At 71.3% G+C, this 25,118-nt stretch carries 22 protein-coding genes; 10 read left to right on the forward strand and 12 right to left on the reverse strand.

The features are described 5' to 3' along the window. The first annotated feature begins 209 nt into the window (after positions 1 to 209). From AC1DXK_RS04265 to mutS, 5 genes are all read left to right on the forward strand, one after another. Positions 210 to 1,943, forward strand: coding sequence for a patatin-like phospholipase family protein (locus AC1DXK_RS04265; RefSeq protein ID WP_457103984.1), 1,734 nt, complete (start codon positions 210 to 212; stop codon positions 1,941 to 1,943). 102 nt (positions 1,944 to 2,045) lie between these two features. Beyond that, complete coding sequence (locus AC1DXK_RS04270; RefSeq protein WP_457103985.1) at positions 2,046 to 2,249, forward strand: hypothetical protein; 204 nt, start codon at positions 2,046 to 2,048, stop codon at positions 2,247 to 2,249. 59 nt (positions 2,250 to 2,308) lie between these two features. Further along, on the forward strand, positions 2,309 to 3,166 hold the full coding sequence (locus AC1DXK_RS04275) for an alpha/beta fold hydrolase (protein ID WP_457103986.1): 858 nt from the start codon (positions 2,309 to 2,311) through the stop codon (positions 3,164 to 3,166). A gap of 227 nt (positions 3,167 to 3,393) precedes the next feature. Continuing rightward, positions 3,394 to 3,702: a hypothetical protein gene (locus tag AC1DXK_RS04280; RefSeq protein WP_457103987.1), complete on the forward strand. Its 309-nt coding sequence runs from the start codon at positions 3,394 to 3,396 to the stop codon at positions 3,700 to 3,702. Positions 3,703 to 3,812: 110 nt separating this feature from the next. Further along, positions 3,813 to 6,536, forward strand: a complete 2,724-nt coding sequence (mutS, locus tag AC1DXK_RS04285; protein ID WP_477296994.1) for a DNA mismatch repair protein MutS — start codon at positions 3,813 to 3,815, stop codon at positions 6,534 to 6,536. Positions 6,537 to 6,613: 77 nt separating this feature from the next. Here the strand turns inward: mutS and AC1DXK_RS04290 are convergent, their stop codons facing one another. Beyond that, positions 6,614 to 7,051 (reverse strand): response regulator, encoded by a 438-nt coding sequence (locus tag AC1DXK_RS04290; RefSeq protein WP_457103989.1) that lies wholly within the window; start codon positions 7,049 to 7,051, stop codon positions 6,614 to 6,616. A gap of 57 nt (positions 7,052 to 7,108) precedes the next feature. Further along, positions 7,109 to 8,155, reverse strand: a complete 1,047-nt coding sequence (locus AC1DXK_RS04295) for a histidine kinase dimerization/phosphoacceptor domain -containing protein (protein ID WP_457103990.1) — start codon at positions 8,153 to 8,155, stop codon at positions 7,109 to 7,111. Between the two features lie 234 nt (positions 8,156 to 8,389). On the opposite strand from AC1DXK_RS04295, the gene AC1DXK_RS04300 reads away from it, so the two are divergent. The 3 genes from AC1DXK_RS04300 to AC1DXK_RS04310 all read left to right on the forward strand — a co-directional run bounded on the left by AC1DXK_RS04300 (position 8,390) and on the right by AC1DXK_RS04310 (position 11,478). Further along, positions 8,390 to 9,772, forward strand: a complete 1,383-nt coding sequence (locus tag AC1DXK_RS04300) for an AmpG family muropeptide MFS transporter (protein ID WP_457103991.1) — start codon at positions 8,390 to 8,392, stop codon at positions 9,770 to 9,772. 25 nt (positions 9,773 to 9,797) lie between these two features. Further along, the gene (locus tag AC1DXK_RS04305) at positions 9,798 to 10,736 is read left to right on the forward strand and encodes an EcsC family protein (protein WP_457103992.1); all 939 of its coding nucleotides are present in this window, start codon (positions 9,798 to 9,800) and stop codon (positions 10,734 to 10,736) included. A gap of 82 nt (positions 10,737 to 10,818) precedes the next feature. Beyond that, entirely contained in the window at positions 10,819 to 11,478 is a 660-nt protein-coding gene (locus tag AC1DXK_RS04310) for an MgtC/SapB family protein (RefSeq protein WP_457103993.1), read from the forward strand. Positions 11,479 to 11,490: 12 nt separating this feature from the next. Here AC1DXK_RS04310 and ilvA read toward each other — a convergent pair whose 3' ends face one another. The 5 genes from ilvA to AC1DXK_RS04335 all read right to left on the reverse strand — a co-directional run bounded on the left by ilvA (position 11,491) and on the right by AC1DXK_RS04335 (position 17,146). Continuing rightward, positions 11,491 to 13,107 carry a threonine ammonia-lyase, biosynthetic gene (gene ilvA / locus AC1DXK_RS04315; RefSeq protein ID WP_457104068.1) on the reverse strand — a complete coding sequence of 539 codons (1,617 nt, stop codon included), beginning with the start codon at positions 13,105 to 13,107 and terminating at the stop codon, positions 11,491 to 11,493. A 1-nt stretch (position 13,108) separates the two neighbouring features. Then, the gene (locus tag AC1DXK_RS04320; protein WP_457103994.1) at positions 13,109 to 13,456 is read right to left on the reverse strand and encodes a diacylglycerol kinase; all 348 of its coding nucleotides are present in this window, start codon (positions 13,454 to 13,456) and stop codon (positions 13,109 to 13,111) included. After that, on the reverse strand, positions 13,453 to 14,511 hold the full coding sequence (locus tag AC1DXK_RS04325; protein ID WP_477296998.1) for an AbrB family transcriptional regulator: 1,059 nt from the start codon (positions 14,509 to 14,511) through the stop codon (positions 13,453 to 13,455). Before AC1DXK_RS04325 ends, AC1DXK_RS04320 begins: the two co-directional genes overlap by 4 nt. A gap of 111 nt (positions 14,512 to 14,622) precedes the next feature. After that, on the reverse strand, positions 14,623 to 16,113 hold the full coding sequence (locus AC1DXK_RS04330) for an argininosuccinate lyase (protein WP_457103996.1): 1,491 nt from the start codon (positions 16,111 to 16,113) through the stop codon (positions 14,623 to 14,625). A gap of 67 nt (positions 16,114 to 16,180) precedes the next feature. Continuing rightward, positions 16,181 to 17,146, reverse strand: a complete 966-nt coding sequence (locus tag AC1DXK_RS04335; RefSeq protein ID WP_457103997.1) for a LysR substrate-binding domain-containing protein — start codon at positions 17,144 to 17,146, stop codon at positions 16,181 to 16,183. Between the two features lie 136 nt (positions 17,147 to 17,282). Between AC1DXK_RS04335 and AC1DXK_RS04340 the strand changes: the two genes are divergently transcribed. Together AC1DXK_RS04340 and AC1DXK_RS04345 are read left to right on the forward strand one after the other, a co-directional pair. Beyond that, positions 17,283 to 18,872 carry a catalase gene (locus AC1DXK_RS04340; RefSeq protein WP_457103998.1) on the forward strand — a complete coding sequence of 530 codons (1,590 nt, stop codon included), beginning with the start codon at positions 17,283 to 17,285 and terminating at the stop codon, positions 18,870 to 18,872. Positions 18,873 to 18,957: 85 nt separating this feature from the next. Then, positions 18,958 to 19,434 (forward strand): cupin domain-containing protein, encoded by a 477-nt coding sequence (locus tag AC1DXK_RS04345; RefSeq protein WP_457103999.1) that lies wholly within the window; start codon positions 18,958 to 18,960, stop codon positions 19,432 to 19,434. On the opposite strand, the gene AC1DXK_RS04350 is transcribed toward AC1DXK_RS04345, so the two are convergent. The 5 genes from AC1DXK_RS04350 to AC1DXK_RS04370 all read right to left on the reverse strand — a co-directional run bounded on the left by AC1DXK_RS04350 (position 19,380) and on the right by AC1DXK_RS04370 (position 25,102). Beyond that, a complete protein-coding gene (locus AC1DXK_RS04350; protein WP_457104000.1) occupies positions 19,380 to 20,630 on the reverse strand; it encodes an MFS transporter in 1,251 nt (416 codons plus the stop codon). The genes AC1DXK_RS04345 and AC1DXK_RS04350 overlap by 55 nt on opposite strands. Further along, entirely contained in the window at positions 20,627 to 22,258 is a 1,632-nt protein-coding gene (gene lnt, locus AC1DXK_RS04355; RefSeq protein WP_477297001.1) for an apolipoprotein N-acyltransferase, read from the reverse strand. Before lnt ends, AC1DXK_RS04350 begins: the two co-directional genes overlap by 4 nt. An 88-nt stretch (positions 22,259 to 22,346) precedes the next feature. Next, positions 22,347 to 23,480, reverse strand: a complete 1,134-nt coding sequence (locus tag AC1DXK_RS04360) for a hemolysin family protein (protein ID WP_457104002.1) — start codon at positions 23,478 to 23,480, stop codon at positions 22,347 to 22,349. 36 nt (positions 23,481 to 23,516) lie between these two features. Continuing rightward, positions 23,517 to 23,996 (reverse strand): rRNA maturation RNase YbeY, encoded by a 480-nt coding sequence (gene ybeY / locus AC1DXK_RS04365; protein ID WP_457104069.1) that lies wholly within the window; start codon positions 23,994 to 23,996, stop codon positions 23,517 to 23,519. A 2-nt stretch (positions 23,997 to 23,998) separates the two neighbouring features. Then, positions 23,999 to 25,102 (reverse strand): PhoH family protein, encoded by a 1,104-nt coding sequence (locus tag AC1DXK_RS04370; protein ID WP_457104003.1) that lies wholly within the window; start codon positions 25,100 to 25,102, stop codon positions 23,999 to 24,001. Positions 25,103 to 25,118: the final 16 nt, after the last annotated feature.

Here is a 25,118-nt window from a genome sequence, read left to right on the forward strand (position 1 = left end):
CCCGGTTTCGCCTTTGCTCCGCCTGTAGCGGATGGGCGACGCGGCGCGAAGGGACAGACGTTTCAGATGCGGGTGACGGTCACGGGGCTTAGCGTCCCCATGCTGTGCACTATGGTGGTGCGAAGCAGAGGGGACGGGGAGGGGAGCGCCACGATGCGATCGGGTTCGTCGGCAGGTCTGCGCAGGATGATCGACGCGGCGGTGCCGGCGTGAGCGCACCGGACATCCCGTTCCTCGCCGGACTCGACGCTCCGGCGGTCGCGGCCGTGCGGGCGCGCATGGTCCCGATGGCGGTGGCAGGCGGCCGGACCCTGTTCGAGCAGGGCGAGACGGGTGATGCGCTCTACACCCTGGTCTCGGGGGTCGTGGGCGTGTCGGCCCGGGACCATGCCGGGCGTCCGACCCGGGTCGCGCGTCTCAGACCGCCCGAGACCTTCGGCGAGATGGCCTTGCTGTCGGACGCCCCCCGGGCGGCGACCGTCATGGCCCTGCGCGACTCGCACCTCTTGAAGCTCACCCGCGAGGCCTTCGAGGCGGTCATCGCCGAGCATCCGCACACGCTGCTCTATTTCGCCCGCATGCTCGCCGACCGCCTGCGGGCGCGCAACGACGGCTATTCGGTCCACCACGCGCCGCGGATCTTCACGGTCCTGGCCGTCACGGATGGTCCGGACCCGGCCGTGACGGCGCACCAGCTCGCCACTGCCCTCGACGCCCTGCTGCCCGGCGAAACCGGATGCCTGACGGACTGGCCGGACGGCGCCGACGAGGCGTGGTTCCAGGGTTTCGAAAATCGGCACGCGCGCACGATCTTCGCGGCGCACGAGATCGACTGCCCCTGGTGCCGCCAGAGCCAGCGGCGGGGCGACCATATCCTGCTCCTGGCCGAACCCGGCGCGCCGCCGCGGCCGGGGGCTGCGGCCTATCTCGACCGCGTGCGCTCCGACTGGATCCGCATGGACCTCGTCGTCCGCCAGGATCCCGCGGCGCAGCGCCCGAAGCCCCTGCATCCGGAGGTCGCGGCCTTGCCGGCGGCACTGCGGATCCAGGTCCGGGACGGCCGCCAGACGGATCTCCATCGCCTCGCCCGGCTCGTCAGCGGGGCGGCGCGGGGCCTCGTCCTGGGCGGCGGGGGTGCCCGTGGGCTCGCCCATCTCGGCGTCCTCAAGGCCCTGGACGAGGCGTCCTGCGCGCCGGACTTCGTCGGCGGGACCAGCATGGGTGCGGTCATCGCGGCGAGCCTCGCCATGGGCTGGAGCATCACGGAGATCCAGGCGCAGATCGAGACGTTCTTTGCCACCAGCAACCCGATCAACGACTACACGCTGCCGCTGCACGCCCTGACCCGCGGCGCCAAGGTCGATGCCGGGCTGGCCGCGCGCTACGGCGGCGTGCGGATCGAGGACCTCTGGCTGCCGTTCTTCTGCGTCTCGTCGAACCTGACGACCGGCGACACCATGGTGCACCGCTCGGGCGACCTGCCGAAGGCGCTGCGGGCCAGCATCGCCATCCCCGGACTGCTGCCGCCGGTGCTCTGCGACGAGGGCGTGCTGGTCGACGGCGGCATGATGAACAACGTCCCGGCCGACGTGGCCGCCGGAATGGAGCGCGGCCCGGTGCTGGCCGTCGACGTCGGATCCGACCGGGCGTTCCAGGACATGCCGCAGCGCGGCTGGGGCGGCCGGCTCGTGCGCAGGCTGATCGGCTCGCCCCTGGCGATGCCCGGGCTCGCGCCGCTCCTCCTGCGCGCCGCCACCGTGTCGAGCGATGCCCAGAGCCTGATGGCGGCGGCCCACGCAACCGCCGTGCTCAAGCCCCGGCTCGCGGGCATCGATCTGCGGGCGTGGTCGCGCTTCCGGGAATCGGCGGAACTCGGCTACCGGGAAACCCGKTCTGGCCTGGAAACCGGTGCGCTCGCGGGCTGGCTCGACCCGATGCGCTGATAGGTCGGCGTGCGGCAGCGCACGCGCGACGCCGCCGGCCCTGTAACACGGCGCCGGCGGCGTCGATCTCTCCGGCAGGAACATCCTTCGGAGCTTCATGCCATGATCCACCATGCGACGCCTGCGATCCTCCCCGCCGCCGGACCGGCGCGCGACCGGAACGCCCCGTCCGACCGGACCGCCGCGGAATCCGTGCTGCACGGCGCGGCCTTCGTGCTCCTGTGCCTCTGGACCCGGACTTCGCCGGACCGGTTGAGGGACCAGCTCTCCTCGGAGGCCGGCGTCTGTACTGCGCTCGGGTTCTGAACGGATCGCCCGCACCCGCACGGGCGTTCTCCGCCGGGCATGACGGAGCACGGGACAGCATGGACGTCGCGGGTGTGCGGTTTCGCCGGGTCGCGCTGCCGGAGATCGGTCTGCACGTGGCCGAGGCCGGCCCGGAGACGGGACCGCCAACCATCCTGCTGCACGGCTTCCCGGAATTCTGGTACGGCTGGCGCCACCAGTTCGGACCGCTCGCCGCAGCGGGCCTCCATGTGATCGCGCCGGACCAGCGCGGCTACGGCCTCAGCGACAAGCCGGACGGGATCGCGGCCTATCACCTGGACCGGCTGGCGGACGATGTCCTGGCGCTGGCCGACGCGTACGCGGCGCCCACGGTGCGGCTGGTCGGCCATGATTGGGGCGGCCTCGTCGCGTGGTGGGTGGCCAGCCGGTACCCCGAACGGATCGACCGGCTGGCGATCCTGAACGCGCCCCATCCCGCCGTGGTCGGCGCCTACATGCGGCACCATCCGGGCCAGTGGCTGCGCAGCACCTATGTGGGCCTGTTCCAGCTTCCCCACCTTCCCGAGCGGCTGCTCATGGCGGACCGCTGCCGCGCCCTGCGCCGGGCGCTGTCGAACACCAGCCGACCCGGTGCCTTCGCGACCGCCGATCTCGACCGCTACGTCGAGGCCTGGATGCAGCCCGGCGCGATGACGGCCATGCTCAACTGGTATCGGGCTCTGGTGCGCCTGCCGCGTATGACGCCGCCCCGCGTCCGCGTGCCGACGCTGATTCTCTGGGGCCGGCAGGATACCGCGTTGCAGCCCGGGCTGGCGGAGACGAGCCTCGCCGTCTGCGACTACGGCCGGATCCATTGGTACCCGCGCGCCAGCCATTGGATCGCGCACGAGCAGCCCGCAGCGGTCAACGCGGACCTGATCGCCTTCCTGAGCTGAGATAGCGCTCCGCCGCCGGCATCACGCGGTCTGATTGCAGGATCGGCATGAATACACGGATAAATATCGACAGTGTCCAAGGCAGGACAATGGGTCGTGGAAGACCGCGGGTTTAATCCGCAGACTTTCTCCACGGCGCATCATTATTTTCTGGCGGTGCCCCGGAACTTTGCGACCATAAATTTCTTTAGTGGGGTCTCGTACAGACCGATCGGAGTTTGGCCACCATGTCGTTTCGTTCCTTCCTGACCACCGGCGTGATCTTCGCCGGCCTGCTCGCCGGAACCGGGATTGCTCAGGCTACCCCCGTGGCGCCCCAGCCCGGCCTGACCGCCTCCGACATGGTCGAGACCGCGGCGATGCATCGTCACCACCGCATGCATCATCATCGGATGCATCGCCATCATTCGACCCGGCACGAGCGCCGCATGCGCCGCATGAACACGATGCGCCACGGCAACCCGAACGCCAGGAACCCATCGCGGCCCGGCTACCAGCAGCAACTCGGCAACACCACGGGCGGCCCGCGCTACTGAAGTCCGGCAGTGCCTCGGCCCGGCGCTCCATCCACCGGCGATGCGCCTTCTCCCCAGCCGCGTCGGCGCGTGCGTCCTGATTCGGAGCCGGTGCTCTGCTAAGAGACGCCATGGCCCGAACCGCCGCCCGCCCCGCCGTCGACACGACGCCCCTGCCCACGCCCGGCCTGGATCCGGTCGGCGCCACGCCGATGATGGCGCAGTACATCGAGATCAAGGCGGCCAATCCGGACTGCCTCCTGTTCTACAGGATGGGAGACTTCTACGAGCTGTTCTTCGAGGACGCCGAAACCGCCTCCCGAGCCCTCGGCATTGTCCTGACCAAGCGCGGCAAGCACGCGGGCAACGAGATTCCGATGTGCGGCGTGCCGGTCGACCGGGCCGACGACTACCTCCACCGCCTCATCGCCTTCGGCCACAGGGTCGCCGTGTGCGAGCAGACCGAGGATCCCGCCGAGGCCAAGAAGCGCGGCCCGAAATCGGTGGTGCGACGGGAAGTCGTGCGCCTCGTCACCCCGGGGACGATCACGGAGGATCGGCTCCTCGATCCCGCCCGGGCCAACCTCCTCCTGGCGATCGGCCGCCGGAAGACCGGCGAGGGCGCAGTCACCTACGGCCTCGCGGCGGTCGATATCTCCACCGGGCGGTTTTCCCTGAGCGAGGTCGCGGGCGGCGACCTCGCGGGTGCCATCGCCCGGCACGATCCCCGCGAGATCGTCCTGTCGGAGGCAATCCACGCCGATCCGGCTCTGGCGCGGATCTGGCAGGACAGCCGCGCCGCGATCGTGCCCCTGGCCCAGGCCGAACTGGAGCCCGCCGCCGCCGAGCGGCGCCTGCGGGAGCAGTACGGCGTCGCGACGCTGGACGGGTTCGGCCAGTTCACGCGAGCCGAGACCGCGGCGGCCGGTGCGGCGCTGCTCTACATCGCCCGCACCCAGCTCGCCGCCCGGCCGCCCCTGGCGGTCCCGTCCCGCGAGGACGGCGGCGCCACCCTGGCGATCGACGCCGCGACCCGCGCCAACCTCGAACTCACCCGGACCCTGTCGGGGGAGCGCGCCGGCAGCCTCCTCGCCACGATCGACCGTACGGTCACGGCCAACGGCGCGCGGCTGCTCGCCGAGCATCTCGCCGGCCCGCTCACCAACCTCGACGCCATCGCCCGGCGGCACGCGGCCGTCGCCCATCTCGTGGAGGACGGGCGCCTGCGCGGCGCGTTGCGCGACACCCTGGCGCGCGCGCCCGATCTCGCCCGGGCGCTGTCTCGTACCGGCCTCGGCCGCGCCGGCCCCCGTGACCTGGCCGCCATACGGGACGGCCTCGCCGTCGCGGCCGATCTCGGCGCACGCCTCGCCGCTGTCGCCGATCTGCCGTCGGATCTCGCACGCCTGGCCGAGCACTTGGCCGCCGCCGACCCTGAGCTGATCGACACCCTGGGGGCCGCTCTGGCCGACGAACTGCCCCTGAGCCGACGTGACGGCGGCTTCGTGCGGCAGGGCTACCACCCCGAGATCGACGAGGCGCGGACCCTCGGCCAGGATTCGCGCAAGGTGATCGCCGCCCTGCAGGCCCGCTATGCCGAGCAGACCGGCTGCCGCACCCTGCGCATCAAGCACAACAACCTGCTCGGCTATTTCATCGAGGTCCCGCAATCCGTCGGCGAGGCTTGCCTCAAAGGTCTCCAGAGCGAGTTCGTCCACCGGCAGACCATGGTGGACGCCATGCGCTTCACCAGCGTCGCGCTGGGTGAACTCGAGTCGAAGATCTCGGGTGCCTCCGACCGGGCGCTTGCCCTGGAAGCCGCGGTCTTCGATGACCTCGCGGCCCGCATCCTCGCCAGGGCCGAGCCGATCGCCGAAGTGGCCGAGGCGCTGGCCGGACTGGACGTAGCGGCCAGCCAGGCGGAACTCGCCGTCGAACTCGACTGGCGACGGCCCGTCGTCGACGAATCCCTGAGCTTCGTCGTGGTCGGCGGCCGCCATCCGGTGGTCGAGGCGGCCTTGCGCCGGGCGGGCGAGCCGTTCATCGCCAACGACTGCGACCTCTCGGGCGACACGCGCGGCCGGATCCGGCTGATCACCGGCCCGAACATGGGCGGCAAGTCGACTTTCCTGCGCCAGAACGCGCTGATCGCGGTCCTCGCCCAGATGGGCGCCTTCGTACCGGCCGCGGAGGCGCGGATCGGGCGGGTCGACCGTCTGTTCTCCCGGGTCGGCGCCGCCGACGACCTCGCCCGTGGACAATCGACCTTCATGGTCGAGATGGTCGAGACCGCCGCGATCCTCAATCAGGCGACGCGGCGCTCCCTGGTAATCCTGGACGAGATCGGACGCGGGACGGCGACCTTCGACGGCCTGTCGATCGCCTGGGCCTGCCTGGAGCACCTCCACGAGGTGAATGCCTGCCGGGCGCTGTTCGCGACGCATTTCCACGAGCTGACCGCCCTCGGCGACCGGCTGGCGCGGCTGGAGAACGCGACCCTGAAGGTGGCCGAACACCGGGACGGCGTCGTGTTCCTGCACGAGGTCGTGGCGGGGGTGGCCGAACGCAGCTACGGCCTTCAGGTGGCGCGGCTCGCAGGCCTGCCCGGCAGCGTCGTGACCCGGGYCGGCGCCATCCTGAAGAGCCTCGAGAAGGCCGAGCGGGGCCGTCCAGCGCGCGCCAAGATCGACGACCTGCCGCTCTTCGCCGCCCTGGCACCGCCGCCGCCGCCGGAGCCGCCGCCGGAGGATACCCTCGGGACGATGCTCGACGCCATCGATCCCGACGCGCTCACGCCGCGGGAGGCACTCGATGCACTATACCGGCTGAAGCGCGAGCGCGCGGGCCGGGGCTGAGGGGAAGCCGAAGCGGACCGCCGGCCCGAACGCCGCGTCTGCGCATCGGAGGTCGGATCCGCGCCGCGACAAGGGGCTCAGAGCGGAGCGAGGCTGAACCCGTCGGGACAGGCCGGCTCGTCGCGGCCGGCCCGGCGGTCTGCAACGTAGTCGAGGGTGCTGGCCACCACACGCTCCGAATAAGGCTTGGCGATCACCCCGATCGCCCCTGCGAAATCGGCGGGGATGCGTTTGGCGTTGGCGGTCATGAAAACCACGGTTGTGCGCCGGTCGGCCGACAGGGCGCGGGCGACGTCGATGCCGGTCGGGCCGTCGACCAAGTGAATGTCGACCAGTGCCACGTCGGGCGCGGTGGACCGGCCCATCGCGATGGCCTCGATCGCGTTGCCGGCGACACCGACGGTGACGTGCCCGAGATCGTCCAGGAGGCTTTCGAGTTCGAGGGCGATCAGGGCCTCGTCTTCGACCACGAGGATGCGGAGCCCGACATCCGCGGCGGCGTTCCCGATCCCCATGCGACCTCCGTCCTCCGGCTCCGCGGCCGCCGAGCTTGATGCGTCCAAACCGATTTCTCAAGCCGGCGGCTGGAGCGGAATATCGATCTCGACGGTCGTGCCCGGGCCGGCATCCGCCCACGCGATGGTCCCGCGCATCTGCCGGACGACCATCTCCACGAGATTCCGCCCGAAGCCCGCCGGGTTCGGCGACGCGGCGGCGAAACCCACGCCGTCGTCGCGGATCGACATGTGCATGCCCCGGTCGGTGCGGCGGGCGAGAATGGAGACGCGCCCCTCGCGCTCGCCCGGGAAGGCGTGGCGCAGGGCGTTCGCCGTGAGCTCGTGGATCATCAGGGCGAGCGGCGCCGCCATGGCGGCCGCGACCGCGATCGACTCGACATCGGCCTCGACGCGGCACCGGTCCGGGTCGAGGCCGGCATTCATGTCGGCCAGGAACTCGGTCGTGAAATCACCGAGATTGAAATGCGTGCAGTCGCCCTCGGAATAGAGCATCCGGTGCGCCGTCGAGAGCGCGCCGATCCGTTCCGCCATGCCCTGAAGCGCCTCCCGGGCCTCGCCTTCCGGCGTGCGCCGGGCCTTCAGCAGCATCAGCGAGGAGATCACCTGAAGATTGTTCTTCACCCGGTGATCGACCTCGTGCAGCAGCGCCGTCTTCTGCTCCAGGGCCGCGGTCAGGTCGTGGGTCCGCGCGTTGACGAGCCGCTCCAGCTCGTCGTTGGTGCCGCGCATCGACACCTCCATCTGGTGGACATACGTCATGTCCGCCTGGGCGGCGTAGTAGTAGGCGAGACCTTCGGCGTCGCTGACCGGGGTGATGGTCATGGCGTTCCAGAAGGTCGTCCCGTCCTTCCGGTAGTTCAGCAGCTCGACCGAGATCGGCTCGGCGGCCTCGACGGCCGAGCGGATCCGCTCGACGGTAAACCGGTCGGTGCCCGGCCCCTGCAGCATCCGACAATTGCGCCCGACGATCTCGTCGGCGGCATAGCCCGTCACCTGAAGGAACGCGGCATTCGCCCAGGTGATCGGGTTGTCGGGGACGCGGGCATCGGTGATCACCATGGGCGTAGGGCTGCGGGCGAACGCGTCGACGAGCGTCGCCAACGGTGGACCGGACTCGGATGGGACAATCAACGCATCATTCCACGGTCAGGCGGCATACCCGTTCGTCCGGCGGCGTCACCGACACACCGCGATCCGCGGAACGTGGACGCCGCGTTAAGCAAGCTTCTACCAAGAATGGGGCGCAAAACATCACGATCCAGCGACGAACGGTGCGGCGTAAGGCTGCCACGATTTCGCGGGATCAAGGCCACGCAGGCTCAGGAGTTCCATGCCATGGCCAACCCGCCACAGGCGAACCGTCGCTTCCGGCTCCGCGATATCGTCGAGGACCGGCGGATCGTGCTCATGCTGGCGCTCGGGTTCTCCTCGGGCCTGCCGCTCCTTCTGGTCCTGGGAACCTTCACGCTCCGGCTCGCCTTCTCGGACATCGACGTTCGGGCGATCGGCCTGTTCAGCTACGTGGCGCTGCCCTACTCGCTGAAATTCCTCTGGGCGCCCGCCATCGACCGGCTGAACGTCCCGGTTCTGGGCGCCCGCCTCGGGCGCCGACGGGCCTGGATGGTCACCACCCAGGCTGCGGTGGCCCTGTGCCTCATCCTGATGGCCTTCTCCGATCCCAAGACCAACCTCGCGCTCCTCGGCCTCGGGGCGTTCCTGGTGGCGTTCTGCGCCGCCAGCCAGGACGTGGTGATCGACGGCTGGCGCATCGACGCCGCCGGCAGCGACTTCCAGGGCATCCTGGCCGCGACCTCGAACCTCGGATACCGCATCGGCCTGATCACCGCCGGCGCGGGCGCGCTGTTCATCGCCGCGGCCGGAGGCTGGACGCTGGCCTACCTGATAATGGCCGCCCTGATGCTCGTCGGGATGATCGCGGCCTTGCTGGCCCCGGCCTTCGACATCCAGCGTGCCGCCCGGGCGGAGACGCCCGGCCGATCGCGGCTCTGGTCGATGCGCCAGGCCGTGCTGGAGCCGCTGACCGAGCTGCATGGCCGCTTCGGCGGTGCCCTCTGGGGCATCCTGCTGCTCGTGGCCCTGTTCCGGCTTCCGGACTTCCTGTCGGGGGTGATGGCGAGCCCGCTTTACCGGACGCTGGGCTTCGACCTGAAGGAGATCGCCACCGTCACGAAGCTCTACGGCATCTGGGTCGGCATCGCGGGGGGATTTGCGGGCGGCTGGGCGCTGGCCCGCCTCGGGCTGTTCCCGACCCTTCTCATCGGTGCCTTCCTGGCCGCGTCCTCGCACCTCGCCTTCGCGTGGCTCTCGGCCGGCGCACCGGACCTGTGGCGCCTGACGGTGGCCATCTCCATCGAGAATTTCTGCGGCTCCTTCGCTGGCATCGTGCTGATCGCCTACATGTCGAGCCTGACCAGCCCGGCCTACGCGGCGACGCAGTACGCGCTGTTCTCCTCGCTCTACGCGCTGCCGGGCAAGCTGGTCGCCGGCGCGTCGGGCTTTATCGTCGCGGCGATCGGCTATCCGGCCTTCTTCGTGATGACCTCACTGGTGGGCATCCCGGTGCTGCTGCTGTGCCTCGCCGTGGGGCGGCGCAGCGGTCAGGCGGCGGCCGCGGACGCACAGGACGGACCGGGGGCGGGGAACCGCATCCCGGCGCCCGAGCTTCCTTCCACGGCGCGCGCCCCGGGAGCGGCGTGAGCGCGACAGATCCAGGGATCCACGGATGAGCACGAGCGACCTCACCCGCGCCGGCGAGATCCTGCCGGCGGCGACGCAAGAGACGGTTCTGAGCGATGCCGACCTCGCCGCCCTGCGCCGGGCCGTGCAGGTGCTGGAACGGCCGAGCCTCGCCGCGCGGCTCTCGGCGGCGGCGGGCGCTCCCCTGGACCTGATCGGCCGGTCGCTGCCCGCACCCATCACCGAGGCCGTCGGGCGCAGTACCGAGGCCGCCATGCGCGGGGCGATGCGCGTCGCGTTGGCGACGCTGCCCCGGACTCAGCTCGCCCCCGCCGAGGGCGGCGGGCTCGGCGCCGCAGCCGCGAAGGCCGAGGGCCGGATCGCCCGGATGCTCGGCTCGGGCGACGGCAAGCACAAGGCCCTGGCGGCGCTGTCCGGTGCGGTCGGCGGTGCGTTCGGCCTCGCCACGCTCGCCGTGGAGCTTCCGGTCTCCACAACGCTGATGCTGCGCTCGATCGCCGAGATCGCCCGGGAGGAGGGCGAGGATCTGGAGACGCCCGAAGGGGCGCTCGCCTGCGTCCAGGTCTTCGCCCTCGGCGGCCGGTCCTCGGCCGAGACCGCGTCGGCCGCGACGCTCACCGAGAGCGGCTATTTCGCGGTCCGCGCCGCCCTGGCCAAGACTTTGTCCGAAGCCGCGCGCTACGCCGGCAGCAAGACGCTCCTCGACCAGTCGGCCCCGGCCCTGATCCGGTTCACCGCGCAGATCGCGGCGCGCTTCGGCCTCGTCGTGTCCCAGAAAGTCGCCGCTCAGGCGGTGCCGATCCTCGGTGCCTTTGGGGGTGCGGCGGTCAATGCCGCCTTCATGAACCACTTCCAGGCGACCGCACGCGCCCATTTCACGGTCCGGCGCCTGGAACGCTCCTATGGGAGCGCCGCCGTGCGCGCCGCCTACGAGGTCGAGAAGGCGGCCCTCGGGGTCGCTTGATCCGCCCGCGGGAAATCCGCACAGACTCGTATCGTCTGCTTCGGACGACGGCACGGAGGCGGCCCTGATCGGCAACGGCGAGATGGTGGCCCGGCTGGCGCTGGCGGCGCTGTTCGGCAGCGTGATCGGCCTGGAACGCGAGCGCCTGCTCTGGGCGGCAGGCCTGCGGACCCACATGCTGGTCTGCGTCGGCTCCTGCCTGATCATGCTGGTATCCGCCTTCGGATTCTCCGACGTGCTGGGCACCGATCACGTCGTGCTCGACCCTTCCCGCATCGGCGCGCAAGTGGTCTCCGGCATCGGCTTCCTGGGCGCCGGGACGATCCTGCTGCGCGGCGAGGTGGTGAAGGGTCTCACCACGGCGGCGAGCCTGTGGGGCGTAGCGGCGATCGGGCTGGCGATCGGCAGCGGCCTCTACGTGCCGGCCCTGGCCGCGACGGGGCTGATCGTCGGCATCCTGGCCGGCGTGAAGCCGTTCGAGGAGCGCTGGCGCGATCGGATGCGGGCTCAGACCCTGCGATTGACCGTCCGCAGGGGCGCGATGTCCATCGACACGCTGCAGGCCGCCACCGGCGAGCGCGCCTCGCGGGTGCAGAGCTTCACGGTCCGCCCCGGCACCGATCCGGACCACGACGAGGTCGCCGTCACCTTCGTTCGCCTGTCCAGAACGAGCGTCGCGGCCATTGCGGCGAAGCTGCGCGCGATGCCGGACGTCGTCACGGTGGAGGAGGGGGCGGAGTAGGCCGCGGCCGGCTCACGCCGCTCCGACACCCTCACCGTCGAGGAACAGGCGATAGGCCGGATTCTCGGTCTCGTCGGTGGCCGGGTAGCCGAGGGCCTCGATCACCGAATCGAATCGGGCGCAATCAGCCGGCGGCACCGCGATGCCGGCCAGAACCCGGCCGTAATCGGCGCCGTGATTGCGATAGTGGAACAGCGTGATGTCGAAGTCCGGACCGAGCGCCTCGAGGAACTTCATCAGCGCGCCCGGCCGCTCCGGGAACTGGAAGCGGAACAGCCGCTCGTGCGCCACGCCCACGGCTCGGCCGCCGACCATGTAGCGGACATGCACCTTGGCCATCTCGTTGTCGCTCATGTCGAGGACGCGGTAGCCCGCCTCGCGCAGGGAGGCGATCAGCCCCTGCTTCTCGCGCTTGCCGCCGGCGACGTTGATGCCGACGAAGATCTGCGCCTCGGAGCCCGGCGCGTGCCGGTAGTTGAACTCGGTGACGGCCCGCGGTCCGAGGGCCTGGATGAAGGACCGGTAGGCGCCCGGCCGCTCCGGGATGGTGACGCCGAGCAGGACCTCGCGCTGCTCGCCGATCTCGGCGCGTTCGGCGATGTGCCGCAGGCGATCGAAGTTCAGGTTCGCCCCCGACGAGATGGCGACCAGGGTGCCGTCGCCACCCTCGCGCTCGGCATAGACCTTGGCGCCCGCCAGGCTCAGCGCGCCGGAGGGCTCCGAGATCGCGCGGGTGTCGTCGAAGATGTCCTTGACCGCCGCGCACATGGCGTCGGTGTCGACGGTGATGACCCCGTCGAGATGCTCGCGGCAGAGCCGGAACGTCTCCTCGCCGGCTTGGCGTACGGCGACGCCGTCGGCGAACAGGCCGACCGTGGGCAGGCTGACCCGGGTGTCGGCGGCGAGGGCGGCGGCCATGCAGGCGGCATCCTCCGGCTCGACGCCGATCACCTTGGTGCCGGGCCGCAGGTACTTCACGAAGGTGGCGATCCCGGCGGCGAGCCCGCCCCCGCCCACCGGCACGAAGATCGCCTCGATCGGCCCGGTATGCTGCTGCAGGATCTCCTTGCCGATCGTCCCCTGGCCGGCGATCACGTCCGGATCGTCGAACGGGTGCAGGAAGGTCAGGCCCTGCTCGGCCTCCAGGATCTTCGCCTGGGCGAGCGCCTCGTCGAAGGCGTCCCCGTGCAGCACGACCTCGGCCCCCCGCGCCCGGCAGGCCTCGACCTTGATCGACGGGGTGGTGCGCGGCATCACGATGACGGCCCGCGCGCCGAGCTTGGCGGCGGCGAGCGCCACGCCCTGCGCGTGGTTGCCGGCGGACGCGCAGACGACGCCGCGGGCGATCTGCTCGGGGCTCAGGCCCGACATCTTGTTGTAGGCGCCGCGCAGTTTGAACGAGAAGACCGGCTGCAGGTCCTCACGCTTCAGGAGGACCGGCCGCCCGAGGCGCTGCGTCAGGCGCGGCATCGGATCGAGGGGGCTCTCGATCGCCACGTCGTAGACGCGGGCGGTGAGGATCTTGCGGATGTAGTCCGTCACGGTGTTGGGTCTCGGCCGATGCGCGGGGCTATGCCGGGCAGATAGACCCTCCAGCCCGCGGATGCGAGCGCGCCCCGAGCGATGCAGGTCAGCCCAGCCGGTCGACCAGGGCCGCCACCCAGACCAGCAGCGCCGCCATCTGCGCCATGAAGGTGCCGGCGGAGGCGAGGTCCTTTACGGTGCCGATCATCGGATGGTGGCCCGGATGGACATGGTCGCAGAGCTTCTCGACGGCGGTGTTGAGAAACTCGGCGGCCAGCATCAGCAGCAGGCTGACCATCAGGGCGATGCGCACCCACAGCGTCCCGCTCAGGACCAGGGCGACCGGCACGCCTACGGCCAGGAGCATCAGCTCCTGCCGCACGGCCCGCTCGGTGCGGGCGCCGTGGCGCAGGCCGCGCCAGGAATTGAGGAAGGCCAGGACCAGGGCGTTCATCGGACGGCCGTCTCCGGCACCGACCGGCTGATCCACTTGGCGAGCAGCGGGCCGGTGAGCAGCACCACGAACAGGCGCAGGGTCTGGACCGCCAGCACGAAGGAGACGTCGGCCTTCGAGCCGACGGCGATGATCGCCACGGAATCGAGGCCCCCGGGGCTGGTGGCGAGGACGGCGGTCAGGAGGTCGATCGGCAGGAGCAGGGTCAGCCCCCAGCCCCACGCCGCGCACAGGGCGATGACCGAGAAGGTCGCCACCAGGATACCGGGCAGGGCCGTGACCGTCAGGCGCAGGGTCTCCCGGGTGAAGCGCAGGCCCACGTAGATGCCGATGCAGGCATAGGCGAGCTCAAGGATCGGCACCGGCAGCGCCATGCGGACGAGCCCGGTCGCGTGGAGGAGGCTGCCGAGCACCATCGGCCCGACCTGCGCGCCGGCCGGCACCCGCAGGACGAGCGCCGCACCCGCGCCCACGACGGCGACCGCGAGGGTCGCCAGCAGGGCGAGCGGGCCGGTGACCTCGCCGGCCCCGGCGGCGGCCCCCGGCACCGGCGTCTCCATCAGGAACCGGGCGGCCAGCGAGGCCGAGAACACCACGGCCGCGACGCGGACGTACTGCATGAACGCCACGAGGCGCGGGTCGGCGCCGAAATCCTCCGCCATGGCCACCATGGCGGAGGCGCCGCCGGGGGACGACCCCCAGGCCGCGGTGGTCCCCGGGAGCACGCGCAGCCGGGTGAGGATCCAGCCGACGAGGCCGCTGACCGCGACGGTCACCAGCACCACCGCGACGATGAGCGGGCCGTCCTCCAGCAGGGTCTGGGCGATCTGCCCGGTGACGGCGTGCGCCACGAGGCAGCCGATCGCCGCCTGCGAGGCCTGGAAGGCGGACCGCGGCACGCGCAGGCGCGAGCCGCCGACCCCGAAGGCGATGGCCGCGATCATCGGCCCCAGCAGCAATGCGGCCGGGAACTGCGCGCGCATCAGTCCGTAGGAGAGGACCGCGGACGCGGCAGCGAGGGCGGCCCAGAGGCCGAAGGTGCGGAGAGGGGGCAAGGCGACCGATCGGGGCGTGGCCCGCTTCAGCCGGCAGGCGTCAGGCGCGCGCTATACCGCAATATTGGCCCTGTCACGGCAGCGTTTCGACACGGCCGCCCCGCGCAAACGTCAGGGCTCGCGGGTCAGGGCGGCGAAGGCGGTGTCGAGGCGTGCCCTTGCATTGGCCAGACCCTTGCGGCGGCCGTCGAGCCAGGCCCGGTCGGCCTCCAGCCGGTCGCGGGCGCCGGCCAGCATCCGCCGGACCTCCGCGGGTTGCGGGCCGCCGAGTCCCTTGGCGGCGTCGATCATGCCCCGGGCCGACAAAGCCGCCCGAAGTCGGCCCTCATCGATGGGCAGCTCCGGTGTCAGCCCCGATCCGGCGGCCGCCTCTGCATAGATCCGCCGCACCTCCGGGAAGGGCAGGTCGGCCGGGCGCAGGTCGTGGCTGCGGCCGTAGCTCACCAGTTCGGACGCAAAGTAGTGACCGAGCCGGAACGGCACGTCCGCCTCGCGCTGGAGCGTGTCGGCGAGTTCGGTGGTGGTGGCGTAATCCGCCGCGACCTCGTCGGCGGCGCGCGCCCGGTCGACCACCAGCCCGTCGAGGACGCGGGTCCAACGCCGGCACATCTCGGCGGCCTCGGCCAGGGTATGCCCCGGGGGCTCGGCCTGGTTGCGCTTGTAGTCCGGCATCCCGGAATCGACGTTGTGCGCCATGATCGCGAAGGCCTGTGCGGCCCCGACGACGTCGCTGGCCTTCATGCGCAGACCGTAGAGCGCCACCGGATTGCGCTTCTGCGGCATGATGCTGCTCGGCCCCGTCAACGCCCCCTCGCGCAGCAGGATCCACGGCCGGGTCTCATGATACTGCGCGTAGAGGTCCTGCGCGAAGCTGCCGGCCGTGGTGGCGAGATTGGCCGCGAGCCCGGTCAGCTCAAGCCCCATATCCATCGGCGCGAGCTGTCCGGCATCGTAGCTGTTCTCCACCGGCGCATCGAAGCCGAGCAGGGCCGCTAGCCGGTTGCGGTCCACCGGGAAGCTCGACGTCCCGAGGGCGGCCGCGCCCAGGGGCGACTGGTTCAGTCTTGCCCAGGTCTCACGCAGGCGGTCCGAATCCCGGGCGAGCACGGCCGCGTAGCCCAGATACAGATGGCCGAGCGTCGTCGGCTGGGCCTGGACCCCGTTGGTATAGGCCGGGACGATCGTATCGGCCTCGCGCTCGGCCACCGCCAGCAGGGCGGCGCGGGTCTCGGCCAGGGTCTTGGCGAGGGTGAGGAGGCGGTCGCGCTGGTCGAGCTTCAGCACCGTCGGGATGATGTCCTGGCGGCTGCGCCCCGCATGCATCCGGGTGGCGTCGGGGCCGGCGACGGCGGTGATCAGCGGTTCGATCCGGAGGTAGTCGTCCGGCCGGTCGGCCCCCGGCTTCGCCGCGTCGGCGGCGACCTGATCGAGGGCGCGGGCAATGGTGGCCGCCAGAGCGCGCGGGACGATGCCGGTTTCCACCGTCATCACCAGGGAGGCGCGGTTGATCTCATCGATCCGGGCGAAGCTGTCCTTCGGCTCGGCGTGGGCTCCAGCGGGGACCAGCAGCGCCAGCACGGCCCAGACCCTCATGCGCCGCATCGGCCCGCTCCCCGTTTTCCGCCCGATCCTGATGGACCCGCCTGATAGACCTGCAAGGCCCGCCATCCTATTCACGACCGCGCGGAGTGGGGGCCTCGGATGGGGCCGTCTCGCGGTCACGACAGGCCGCCGTCCCCGGGGGGGCGTGCGCCCGGAAGAAGCCGGCGAGGTTCATAAGCCCCGCGGCCCGCGGGTCGCTCGCTCGCCAGACCAGGGCGATGGTGCGTCCCGGTCCGTCGACAGCGAAGGCACGGGTCACCGTCAGGCCGCTGGGATCGGGGTGGACAGGCACCGCGAGGGCCGGCAGCAGCGTGTAGCCGGCGCCCGCGGCCACCATCGAGCGGAGCGTCTCCAGGCTCGTGGCGTGGCGGCCGGCCGAGGTCCCGGCGCCGCAGGCCGCGATCGTCTGGTCGCGCAGGCAGTTGCCCTCGTCGAGGAGCAGCAGGTCCGGACCGCCGATCTCGGTCGCCGACAGGGCACCGCCCCGGGCGAGGGCATGCTCCGCCGGGCAGGCGAGCCAGAACGGCTCGACGAACAGCGGCGCGACCGTCAGCCCCTGAGGCGCCACCGGCAGCGACACGAGCGCCGCGTCGATGCGCCCGTCGCGCAGACCCTCGACGATCTCGGTGGTCCGCGACTCCGCCAGTGAGAGCATCAGCAACGGATACTGCTCGCGGAGCGGCCGCAGCACCAACGGGAAGAAATACGGCCCGAGCGTCTGGATCGCGGCGAGGACGAGCCGCCCGGTCAGCGGCGAGCCGCGGCCCTCGCTGGCGAGCGCCAGGAGACGCTGCGCCTCTGCCAGGACCACGCGCGCCTGACGGATTATTCCTTGCCCGGCCTCGGTCAGGAGGATCCTGCGGTTCGAGCGTTCGAACAAAGACAGGCCGAGTGCGGTTTCTAATTTGCGGATCTGCACGCTCAGCGTCGGCTGGCTGACGTTGCAGCGCTCGGCGGCCCGGCCGAAATGCCCTTCGTCGGCGACCGCGACGACGTATTCGAGATCACGCAGGGAGAGGCCCGCCAGGTTCATAGGCTCTGCCTATCAGAACCTTTGTGACGATGCATTTGCCACGGGGTCATGCCGGGGTCATAACCCCCGACCAGAACGGTTCCAGGTTGGCCGCGATGTCGGTCGACAGCCTTCGCAGCACGGAGAGACGGTACGCATGAGCGATCAACGCCCGATCCTGACCACCCGCCAGGGCCATCCGGTCCGCGACAACCAGAGCACCCGCACGGTCGGTGAGCGCGGGCCTGCGACGCTTGAGAACTACCAGTTCATCGAGAAGATCACCCACTTCGACCGCGAGCGCATCCCCGAGCGGGTCGTCCACGCCCGCGGCGCCGGTGCCCACGGCTGGTTCGAGGCCTACGGCAAGATCGGCGACGAGCCGGCCTCCAAGTACACCCGCGCCCGCGTGCTCAACGAGACCGGCGTCAAGACGCCGATGTTCGTGCGCTTCTCGACCGTGGCCGGCGCCAAGGAAAGCCCGGAGACCGAGCGCGACCCGCGCGGCTTCGCGGTCAAGTTCAAGACCGTCGACGGCAACTGGGACCTCGTGGGCAACAACCTCAAGGTCTTCTTCATCCGCGACGCGATCAAGTTCCCCGACATGATCCACGCGTTCAAGCCGGATCCGGTGACCAACCGCCAGGAGGCGTGGCGCTTCTTCGACTTCGTGGCGCAGCACCCCGAGTCGATCCACATGGTGACGCACCTGAAGTCGCCCTGGGGCATCCCGGCCAATTACCGCGAGATGGAAGGCTCGGGCGTCAACACCTACAAGCTGGTCAACGACCAGGGCGAGGCGGTGCTGTGCAAGTTCCACTGGATCCCGAAGCAGGGTGTCCGGAACCTGACGTCTCAACAGGCCTCCGAGATCCAGGCCAAGGATGTCGGCCACGCGACCCGCGACCTGTACGACAACATCAAGGCCGGCAATTTCCCCGAATGGGAGTTCGCCGTGCAGATCATGCCGGACGGCCCGAACGACCCCCTGTCGTTCGACCCGCTGGACGACACGAAGCTATGGCCGGTGGACCAGTTCCCGCTGCTGCCCTGCGGCCGGATGGTGCTCGACCGCGTGCCGGACAACTTCTTCGCCGAGGTCGAGCAGTCGGCCTTCGGCACCGGCGTTCTGGTCGACGGCATCGACTTCTCGGACGACAAGATGCTGCAGGGCCGGACGCTGTCCTACTCGGACACCCAGCGCTACCGCGTCGGCGCCAACTACCTGCAGCTGCCGATCAACGCGCCGCAGCCCGGCGTGCGGGTCTACTCGAACCAGCGCGACGGTCAGATGGCCTACACGGTCGACGGCACAGGCCCGAACAAGCACATCAACTACGAGCCCTCCACCCTGGCCGAGGGCCTGCGCGAGGCTCCGAAGCCCACGAAGGACTATCACCAGCCGGTCCAGGGCAATCTCGGCCGCTACCAGACCTCGCGCACCGAGGACGACTACACCCAGGCGGGCGTGCGCTACCGGTCGTTCCAGGATTGGGAACGCGACGACTTGATCGCCAACCTCGTGGGCGACATGAAGCAGTGCCCGGAGCCGATCCAGTTGCGGATGGTCTGGCACTTCTGGCACGCCGACGAGGATTACGGCCGCCGTGTCGCCGAGGGCGCCGGGATCGACCTGGAGAAGGCCAAGGCCCTGCCGCCGCTGCCGGGCCGCGCCGCCCCGGGCCAGCGCCTGCAGTCCGAGACCTACACGGACGGCGCGCAGGCCCACCGGGTCGCCGCCGAGTAAGCCGCGCGGTCCCGACGACGATCGATGCCCCGCGCGGTCTCGCGACCGCGCGGGGTTCTTGTTTGAACATTCGGCGGGGGCGGCGATGACGCGTGTCGTGCACCGGGGGCTCGACCCGAACGCCGTCATCGGCGGCATGCAGATCTCGTATCTGGCCCGCAGCGACGAGACCGCCGACGGCCTGGGCATCTACCGGGTCGCGATGGATCCGCGGACACCCGGTGCCGGACTGCACCGCCACGCGCGGCTGACCGAGACCTTCTCGGTCGAAGCGGGCCGGCTCGCCCTCCGGGTCGCGGACGCCGACCACGACCTCGGGCCGGGCGACTTCGCGCTGATCCCGCCCGGCATCGCCCACGCCTTCGCCAATCGCGGCGACCAGCCGCTCCGCTTCACCCTGAGCTTCGCGCCGGCGCTCGGCCGCGAGGGTTTCTTCGAGGGACTGGCACGGCTGGCCGCGGAGGGCCGGCTCGCCGATCAGGCCGCGACGACCGACCTGATGGCGCGCTACGACCAGGAGCCGCTGGCCGGGTTCACGGGCTGGAGCGAGGTCAGCGGCTGAGCCGCTGCGCCCCGCGTCTCGGGCTCGGCCACGCTGACCTTGCGGTCCCGGCCGGCGGCGAGGCCGATGAGGATCGCGGCCATGGCAACGCTCACGAACAGAGCTCCCGGCACACCCCAGCCGCCCGTGGACTCGTGGGCGAGACCGAAGGCCAGCGGCCCCAGACAGGCACCCGTGTAGCCGATGCCCTGCGCCATGGCCGAGAGCCCAGCGGCGCTCGCCGCGTCGGCGGCACGGAGGACGATCAGGGTGAGCCCGAGGCCAAAGCAGCCGCCGATGCCGAAGCCCAGCGCGCCGGCGGCCGGGATTCGCAGGGAATCCGCTCCGAAGGCGAGGACCAGGAAGGCCGCAGCGGTGAGTCCCGGGATCGCGACGATCCAAGCCCGCTGATTCCGCGCACGGGCGGCCAGCGTGGCCGTCAGCAGCGCCCCGGGGGCCTGGACCAGCGTCGTGAGTGAGGCATAGAGGCCGGCATCGAGAGGAGAGAGGCCGCGTCCCTGCAGCAGCAGGGGCAGCCAGCCGAACAGGATGTAGGCGAGGGACGACTGCAACCCCATGAAGCCCGTCACCCACCACGCCAGCGGGCTGCGCAGCAGCCGACCGATCGAAGGGGCTTTCGTCGAAGCAGACCTGCGGGCGAAGGGGATCCACAGGAAGGCGGCGGCCAGCGCCGGCAGCGACCAGATCGCCAGCGCGGACGGCCAGCCGCCCGCGAGGGCGTGCTCCACCGGGACCGCCGCACCGGCCCCGGCCGCCGCGCCGAGGCAGAGGGTCATCGTGTAGAGACCGGTCATCAGACCGCCGTTCCCGGCGAAATCGCGCTTGACCAGGGCGGGCAGGAGGACGTTGTCGAGGCCGATCCCGATGGCGGCGAGCGCCGTGCCGGCGAAGAGCGGCACGAGGCCGCCGAGGCCGCGGAGCGTCAGGCCGGCCACCAGGATCGTCGAGCCGGCGAGCACGGCGAGATCGGGTCCGATCCGCCGGATCAGCGGTGCGGCCAGCGCGCAGGCGATGCCGAGGAACAGGACCGGCAGGGTCGTCAGGATCGCAGCCCCGCCTGCCCCGAGCCCGGTCTCGTCCCGGATGGTCGCCAGGAGGGGGCCGACCGTGCTGAGCGCCGGCCGCAGGTTGAACGCGACCAGCATCAGCGCGAGGCCGAGCAGGAGACGGTTCGCGGTAGCGGGCTCCGACCTCACGGCCGCCGCCGTGCGACGACGGCCCCGCCGAGGCAGACGGCGAGCATCAGCGCGAAGGCGGCATCGCCGAACTGGCCGTAGAGCGTGCCGCCGACGATGCGGGCGGGCAGGTCCGCGTCCAGCCAGGTCTCCTCGTCGAGCGCCGTGTGGGCGACGATGCGGCCATGCGGGTCGATCACCGCGGAGATCCCGGTATTGGCATCGCGCACGAGCGGCAGACCCTCCTCGACGGCGCGCAGGCGCGCCTGGGCCAGATGCTGGCGCGGGCCAGGCGTGTCGCCGAACCACGCGTCGTTGGTGACGTTCAGGATCAGCCCAGGCGGCTGCGGCGACGGCGCGGCAACCCCGGCGGGCAGGATCGCGCCCGGGAAGATCGCCTCGTAGCAGATCGTGGCCGCCACCGGAGGCAGGCCCGGAACCGTCAGGATCCGCTGCCCGGCGCGCGACCCGGCCGAGAAGCCGCCCGGGATGGCCACGAACTGGCGCAGGCCGAGCGTCCGCAGGGCGGCGTCGAGGGGCGCCGGCAGGTACTCGCCGAACGGGACGAGGTGGACCTTGTCGTAGCTGTCGGAGATCCGGCCGTCGGCCCCGATCACCATCACGGCGTTGTAGTAGCGCAGGCGCTCACCCGGCAGGGGCTCCTCGGCGCGGGCCGCACCGGTGATCAGCGCCTGCCCGGTCTTCAGGCCCGCCGCCACCTTGGCCAGCGCGTCGGGATCGCGCTGGATCAGGAACGGGAAGGCGGATTCCGGCCAGACGATGTGGGTCGGCTCGGGGGCGCCGGCCTCGGTCGGGCGCTGGCTCAGCTCGATGTAGCGGTCGACGATGTCAGCCCGGTTCTCCGGCCGGAATTTGGCGTCCTGCGGAAGGTTGGGCTGCACGAGGCGCAACCGGACCCCGGCCACGACCGGATCGGGYGAGCCGAGCCGGGCGGCGCCGTAGAGGGCCATGCCGACCAGCACGATCACGGCGGCGGCGCTCGGTCCGAACCGAGCACGCGGACGCGACCCGGTGGCAAGCGTCGCGGGGGCCGCGCAGACGAGCACAGCCAGGATGGTGAGGCCGTAGAGACCGATCACGGCAGCCCACTGCATCAGCCAGAGGTTCTGCGCCAGGGCCATCCCGAGGGTGTTCCAGGGAAAGCCGGTGAACAGGTGGCCGCGCAGCCATTCGGCACCCCCGAGCCCGAAGGCGAGGGCCGCGATGCGTGCCGGACCGCGCCCCCACAACAGACCCGCCGCCCCGAACCCCGCGCCGTAGAACAGGCCCAGCGCGAAGGGCAGTCCGACGACGCCAAGGGGCAAAGCCCAGAGGAACTCATCGGCCTCGACGAGGAAGGCCTGGCCCAGCCACCACAGGCCGGCGGTGAGATAGCCGAAGCCCCAGGCCCAGCCGATCAGGAAGCAGGGCCGGAACCGGCCCAGCGTCGTCCGCCCGGAGACGGCCCCGTCCTGGAGCCAGACCGCGACCGTCAAGGACAGGGCCAGGGCCGGCAGGATCCCGTAGGGCGGCATGGCCAGCGCCCCGAGCACGCCCGCGAGCCACGCCAGCCCGAGCCGGCGCCAGCCGGCCAGCCGGGCGATCGCCAGGACGGCGCGCGGCACAGGCGCCCGCTCCGGATCCGACATGGGACCCCGCATCGGGCCACGCATGGGTGCGCCGGCCGCCGCAGGCGACCGGGCGAAACCATCCGCCAGGCCCGTCACGAAGCGACCGTCACGGGTGCGGCGTCTCGGCGATCGGGGTGCTCGATGGCGGGGGCAGGGCGAGCGGCACGACGGTCCCGATCCGCGCCGCGCCCTTGTGGAACCGCAGCCGCTTCAGGCGGCGCGGATCGGCGTCGAGCACCTCGAACTCGAGGTCGCCCGGGCCGGCGATCAGCTCGCCCCGCGACGGCACGCGGCCCGCCAGCGTCACGATCATGCCGCCCAGCGTGTCGATCTCCTCGGCCATCTCGCCCACGGCCGCTACGAGGTCGACGCCCGTCACCTCCGAGACCTCCGCCAGCGGCGTGCGCGCATCGGCCACGAACACCTCGCCTTCGCCCTCGACACGTTGGACATACTTGTCCTCGGCGACGTCGTGCTCGTCCTCGATGTCGCCGACCACGACCTCGATAAGGTCCTCGATCGAGATCAGCCCGTCGGTACCGCCATACTCGTCGATGACCAGCGCCATGTGGGTGCGGGTCGCCTGCATCCGCACCAGCAGGTCGATCGCCGGCATGGAGGGGGGCACGAACAGGACCGGCCGCTGGATGCGCGCCGCTGCCAGCGTCGTCGTCAGGTCGACCTTGCCGAGGTCCAGCCCGCGCGGCAGGCGCACCGCGGGCCGACGCGGCCGCGGCGTGGGGGACGCCTCCGCCGCGCCCTCGGCCACCGTGTCCGCGGGCTTCACGACGGTGGGTGCGCTGCGCCGCGTCGGCTCGGCCTTGGCGGCGATGTGATCGACGAGGTCGCGGATGTGGACCATGCCGCGGGGATCGTCGAGGGTCTCGCCGTAGACCGGCAGCCGGGAATGTCCCGCCGTGCGGAACAGCTTGAGCAACTCGCCGAGGCTCGTGTCGTTCGACACGGCGACGATGTCGGCCCGGGGAACCATCACGTCGTCGACGCGCACCTTGTGCAGGCCGAGGACGTTCTTGAGCATGATGCGCTCGAGCGGGGTGAGGCCGCTCTCGCCGGCATCCGGCTCGGCCAGTGCTTCCTCAAGGCCCTCGCGCAGGGAATCGCGCGGCTTGAGATGGAGCGCCTGGAGCAGGCGGTCGTACCAGGGCTCCCGGTTCTGGGACTCGCCCTCGTTGGAACTGGGCGCGGCCAGGGCCGCGCCGCGACTTCGATCGTTGCTCATGTCTCTCGGGTCTGGGGTCGCTCGGTTGTCGCGCGCTCAGGCATAAGGGTCCGGAATGCCCAGCGTCGCGAGCGCCGCGACCTCGAGGGCTTCCATGGCATCGGCCTCGGCCTCGCCGATCTCGTGGTCCTGACCGAGACAATGCAGGGTGCCATGAACGAGAAGGTGGGCGAGGTGATTCTGGAGCGGCTTCGACTGCTCGGTACTCTCGCGCACCAGGGTCTCGTAAGCAAGGACCACGTCGCCCAGCGGCGTCGCGGCCCCGGCATGCCGGGGCTGCGGGGCGGCCGGGAAGGACAGGACGTTGGTCGGTTTGTCCTGTCCGCGCCACGTCCGGTTGAGGTCCTGAACCGCGGTATCGTCCGTCAACAGGACACTGACCTCGATAGGGCCTTCCGGTCCCCCGGGGGCGATGGCGAGGCCGGCCTCCACGGCGCGGGTGACGAGGGCTTCGAGGTCGGGAATCGCCATTTCCCAGCGTGCATCCTCGACGGCGAGGTCGATCTCGTGGGGCATGCTCACGCCAGCGGCCGGCGCCGGGGGTTCGGATTGCGGTCGGCGTCGGCCTCGCCGTGGGCGGCGTGCTCGTAGGCGGTGACGATCCGGCGGACGAGGTCGTGGCGGACCACGTCGACGTCCTTGAACCGCACGTGCCCGATCCCCTCGACGCCCTCCAGCACGCCGACGGCCTCGACGAGGCCGGATTTCTGGCCCGGCGGCAGGTCGATCTGGCTGGGATCGCCCGTGACGATCATGCGCGATCCCTCGCCGAGCCGCGTGAGGAACATCTTCATCTGCATGGATGTGGTGTTCTGCGCCTCGTCGAGGAGCACCACCGCGTTGGTCAGGGTGCGCCCGCGCATGAAGGCCAGGGGCGCGATCTCGATCGTGCCGGTCTGCAGGCCCCGGTCGACGTGGCGCGCCTCCATGAAGTCATAGAGGGCGTCGTAGATGGGGCGCAGGTACGGATCGACCTTCTCGCGCATGTCGCCGGGCAGGAAGCCCAGCCGCTCGCCGGCCTCCACCGCCGGTCGGGACAGGATCAGCCGCTCGGCATGCCCCTGCTCCAGCAGCGACACGGCGTGGCCGACGGCGAGCCAGGTCTTGCCTGTGCCCGCAGGTCCCTCGGCGAAGACCAGCTCGTTGGTGCGCAGGAGCTTGATGTAGGCGTCCTGCGCCGGGTTGCGCGCCCGCACGGCCCCACGCTTGCGGGTTGCGATCTGCTCGAAATGCGGCTTGTCGGCCTCGACCGCGATGACCTCGGCCGGGAACAGCGTTGCCTGGGCGGTGGCCTCGCGGATCGCGCCGTCGACGTCGCCGAGGGTGAGCGTGCTGCCGCCGGTCCGCACCCGGGCGTAGAGCTTCTGGAACACCCGACGCGCGGTCTCGGCCGCGTCGGCCGGCCCCTTGATGACGAGATGGTTGCCCAGCGCCGTGGCGGTCACGTCCAGCCGGCGCTCGATATGGGCGACGTTCTGGTCGTACTGGCCGAAGACGAGACTCGCGAGGCGGTTGTCGTCGAAGGTCAGCGGCACCTCGACCGCCTCCTCCTGTCCGGCCGGGCGCGCCGGCCCGCGACCCTTCAGGGCGCCGCGCGCGCCCGCCCCGTCCGACGCGCTCAAGCCGTCATCCCCGTCA

This window comes from Methylobacterium sp. P3_A11 (genome assembly GCF_056403155.1).

Excerpts from the sequence above, each read along its gene's own strand:
- AC1DXK_RS04270 (WP_457103985.1), top strand. The coding sequence starts at position 2,046 with ATGATCCACCATGCGACGCCTGCGATCCTCCCCGCCGCCGGACCGGCG.
- AC1DXK_RS04275 (WP_457103986.1), top strand. The coding sequence starts at position 2,309 with ATGGACGTCGCGGGTGTGCGGTTTCGCCGGGTCGCGCTGCCGGAGATC.
- AC1DXK_RS04280 (WP_457103987.1), top strand. The coding sequence starts at position 3,394 with ATGTCGTTTCGTTCCTTCCTGACCACCGGCGTGATCTTCGCCGGCCTG.
- AC1DXK_RS04290 (WP_457103989.1), bottom strand. The coding sequence starts at position 7,051 with ATGGGGATCGGGAACGCCGCCGCGGATGTCGGGCTCCGCATCCTCGTG.
- AC1DXK_RS04300 (WP_457103991.1), top strand. The coding sequence starts at position 8,390 with ATGGCCAACCCGCCACAGGCGAACCGTCGCTTCCGGCTCCGCGATATC.
- AC1DXK_RS04305 (WP_457103992.1), top strand. The coding sequence starts at position 9,798 with ATGAGCACGAGCGACCTCACCCGCGCCGGCGAGATCCTGCCGGCGGCG.
- AC1DXK_RS04310 (WP_457103993.1), top strand. The coding sequence starts at position 10,819 with ATGGTGGCCCGGCTGGCGCTGGCGGCGCTGTTCGGCAGCGTGATCGGC.
- AC1DXK_RS04320 (WP_457103994.1), bottom strand. The coding sequence starts at position 13,456 with ATGAACGCCCTGGTCCTGGCCTTCCTCAATTCCTGGCGCGGCCTGCGC.
- AC1DXK_RS04330 (WP_457103996.1), bottom strand. The coding sequence starts at position 16,113 with ATGCGGCGCATGAGGGTCTGGGCCGTGCTGGCGCTGCTGGTCCCCGCT.
- AC1DXK_RS04335 (WP_457103997.1), bottom strand. The coding sequence starts at position 17,146 with ATGAACCTGGCGGGCCTCTCCCTGCGTGATCTCGAATACGTCGTCGCG.
- AC1DXK_RS04340 (WP_457103998.1), top strand. The coding sequence starts at position 17,283 with ATGAGCGATCAACGCCCGATCCTGACCACCCGCCAGGGCCATCCGGTC.
- AC1DXK_RS04345 (WP_457103999.1), top strand. The coding sequence starts at position 18,958 with ATGACGCGTGTCGTGCACCGGGGGCTCGACCCGAACGCCGTCATCGGC.
- AC1DXK_RS04360 (WP_457104002.1), bottom strand. The coding sequence starts at position 23,480 with ATGAGCAACGATCGAAGTCGCGGCGCGGCCCTGGCCGCGCCCAGTTCC.
- ybeY (WP_457104069.1), bottom strand. The coding sequence starts at position 23,996 with ATGCCCCACGAGATCGACCTCGCCGTCGAGGATGCACGCTGGGAAATG.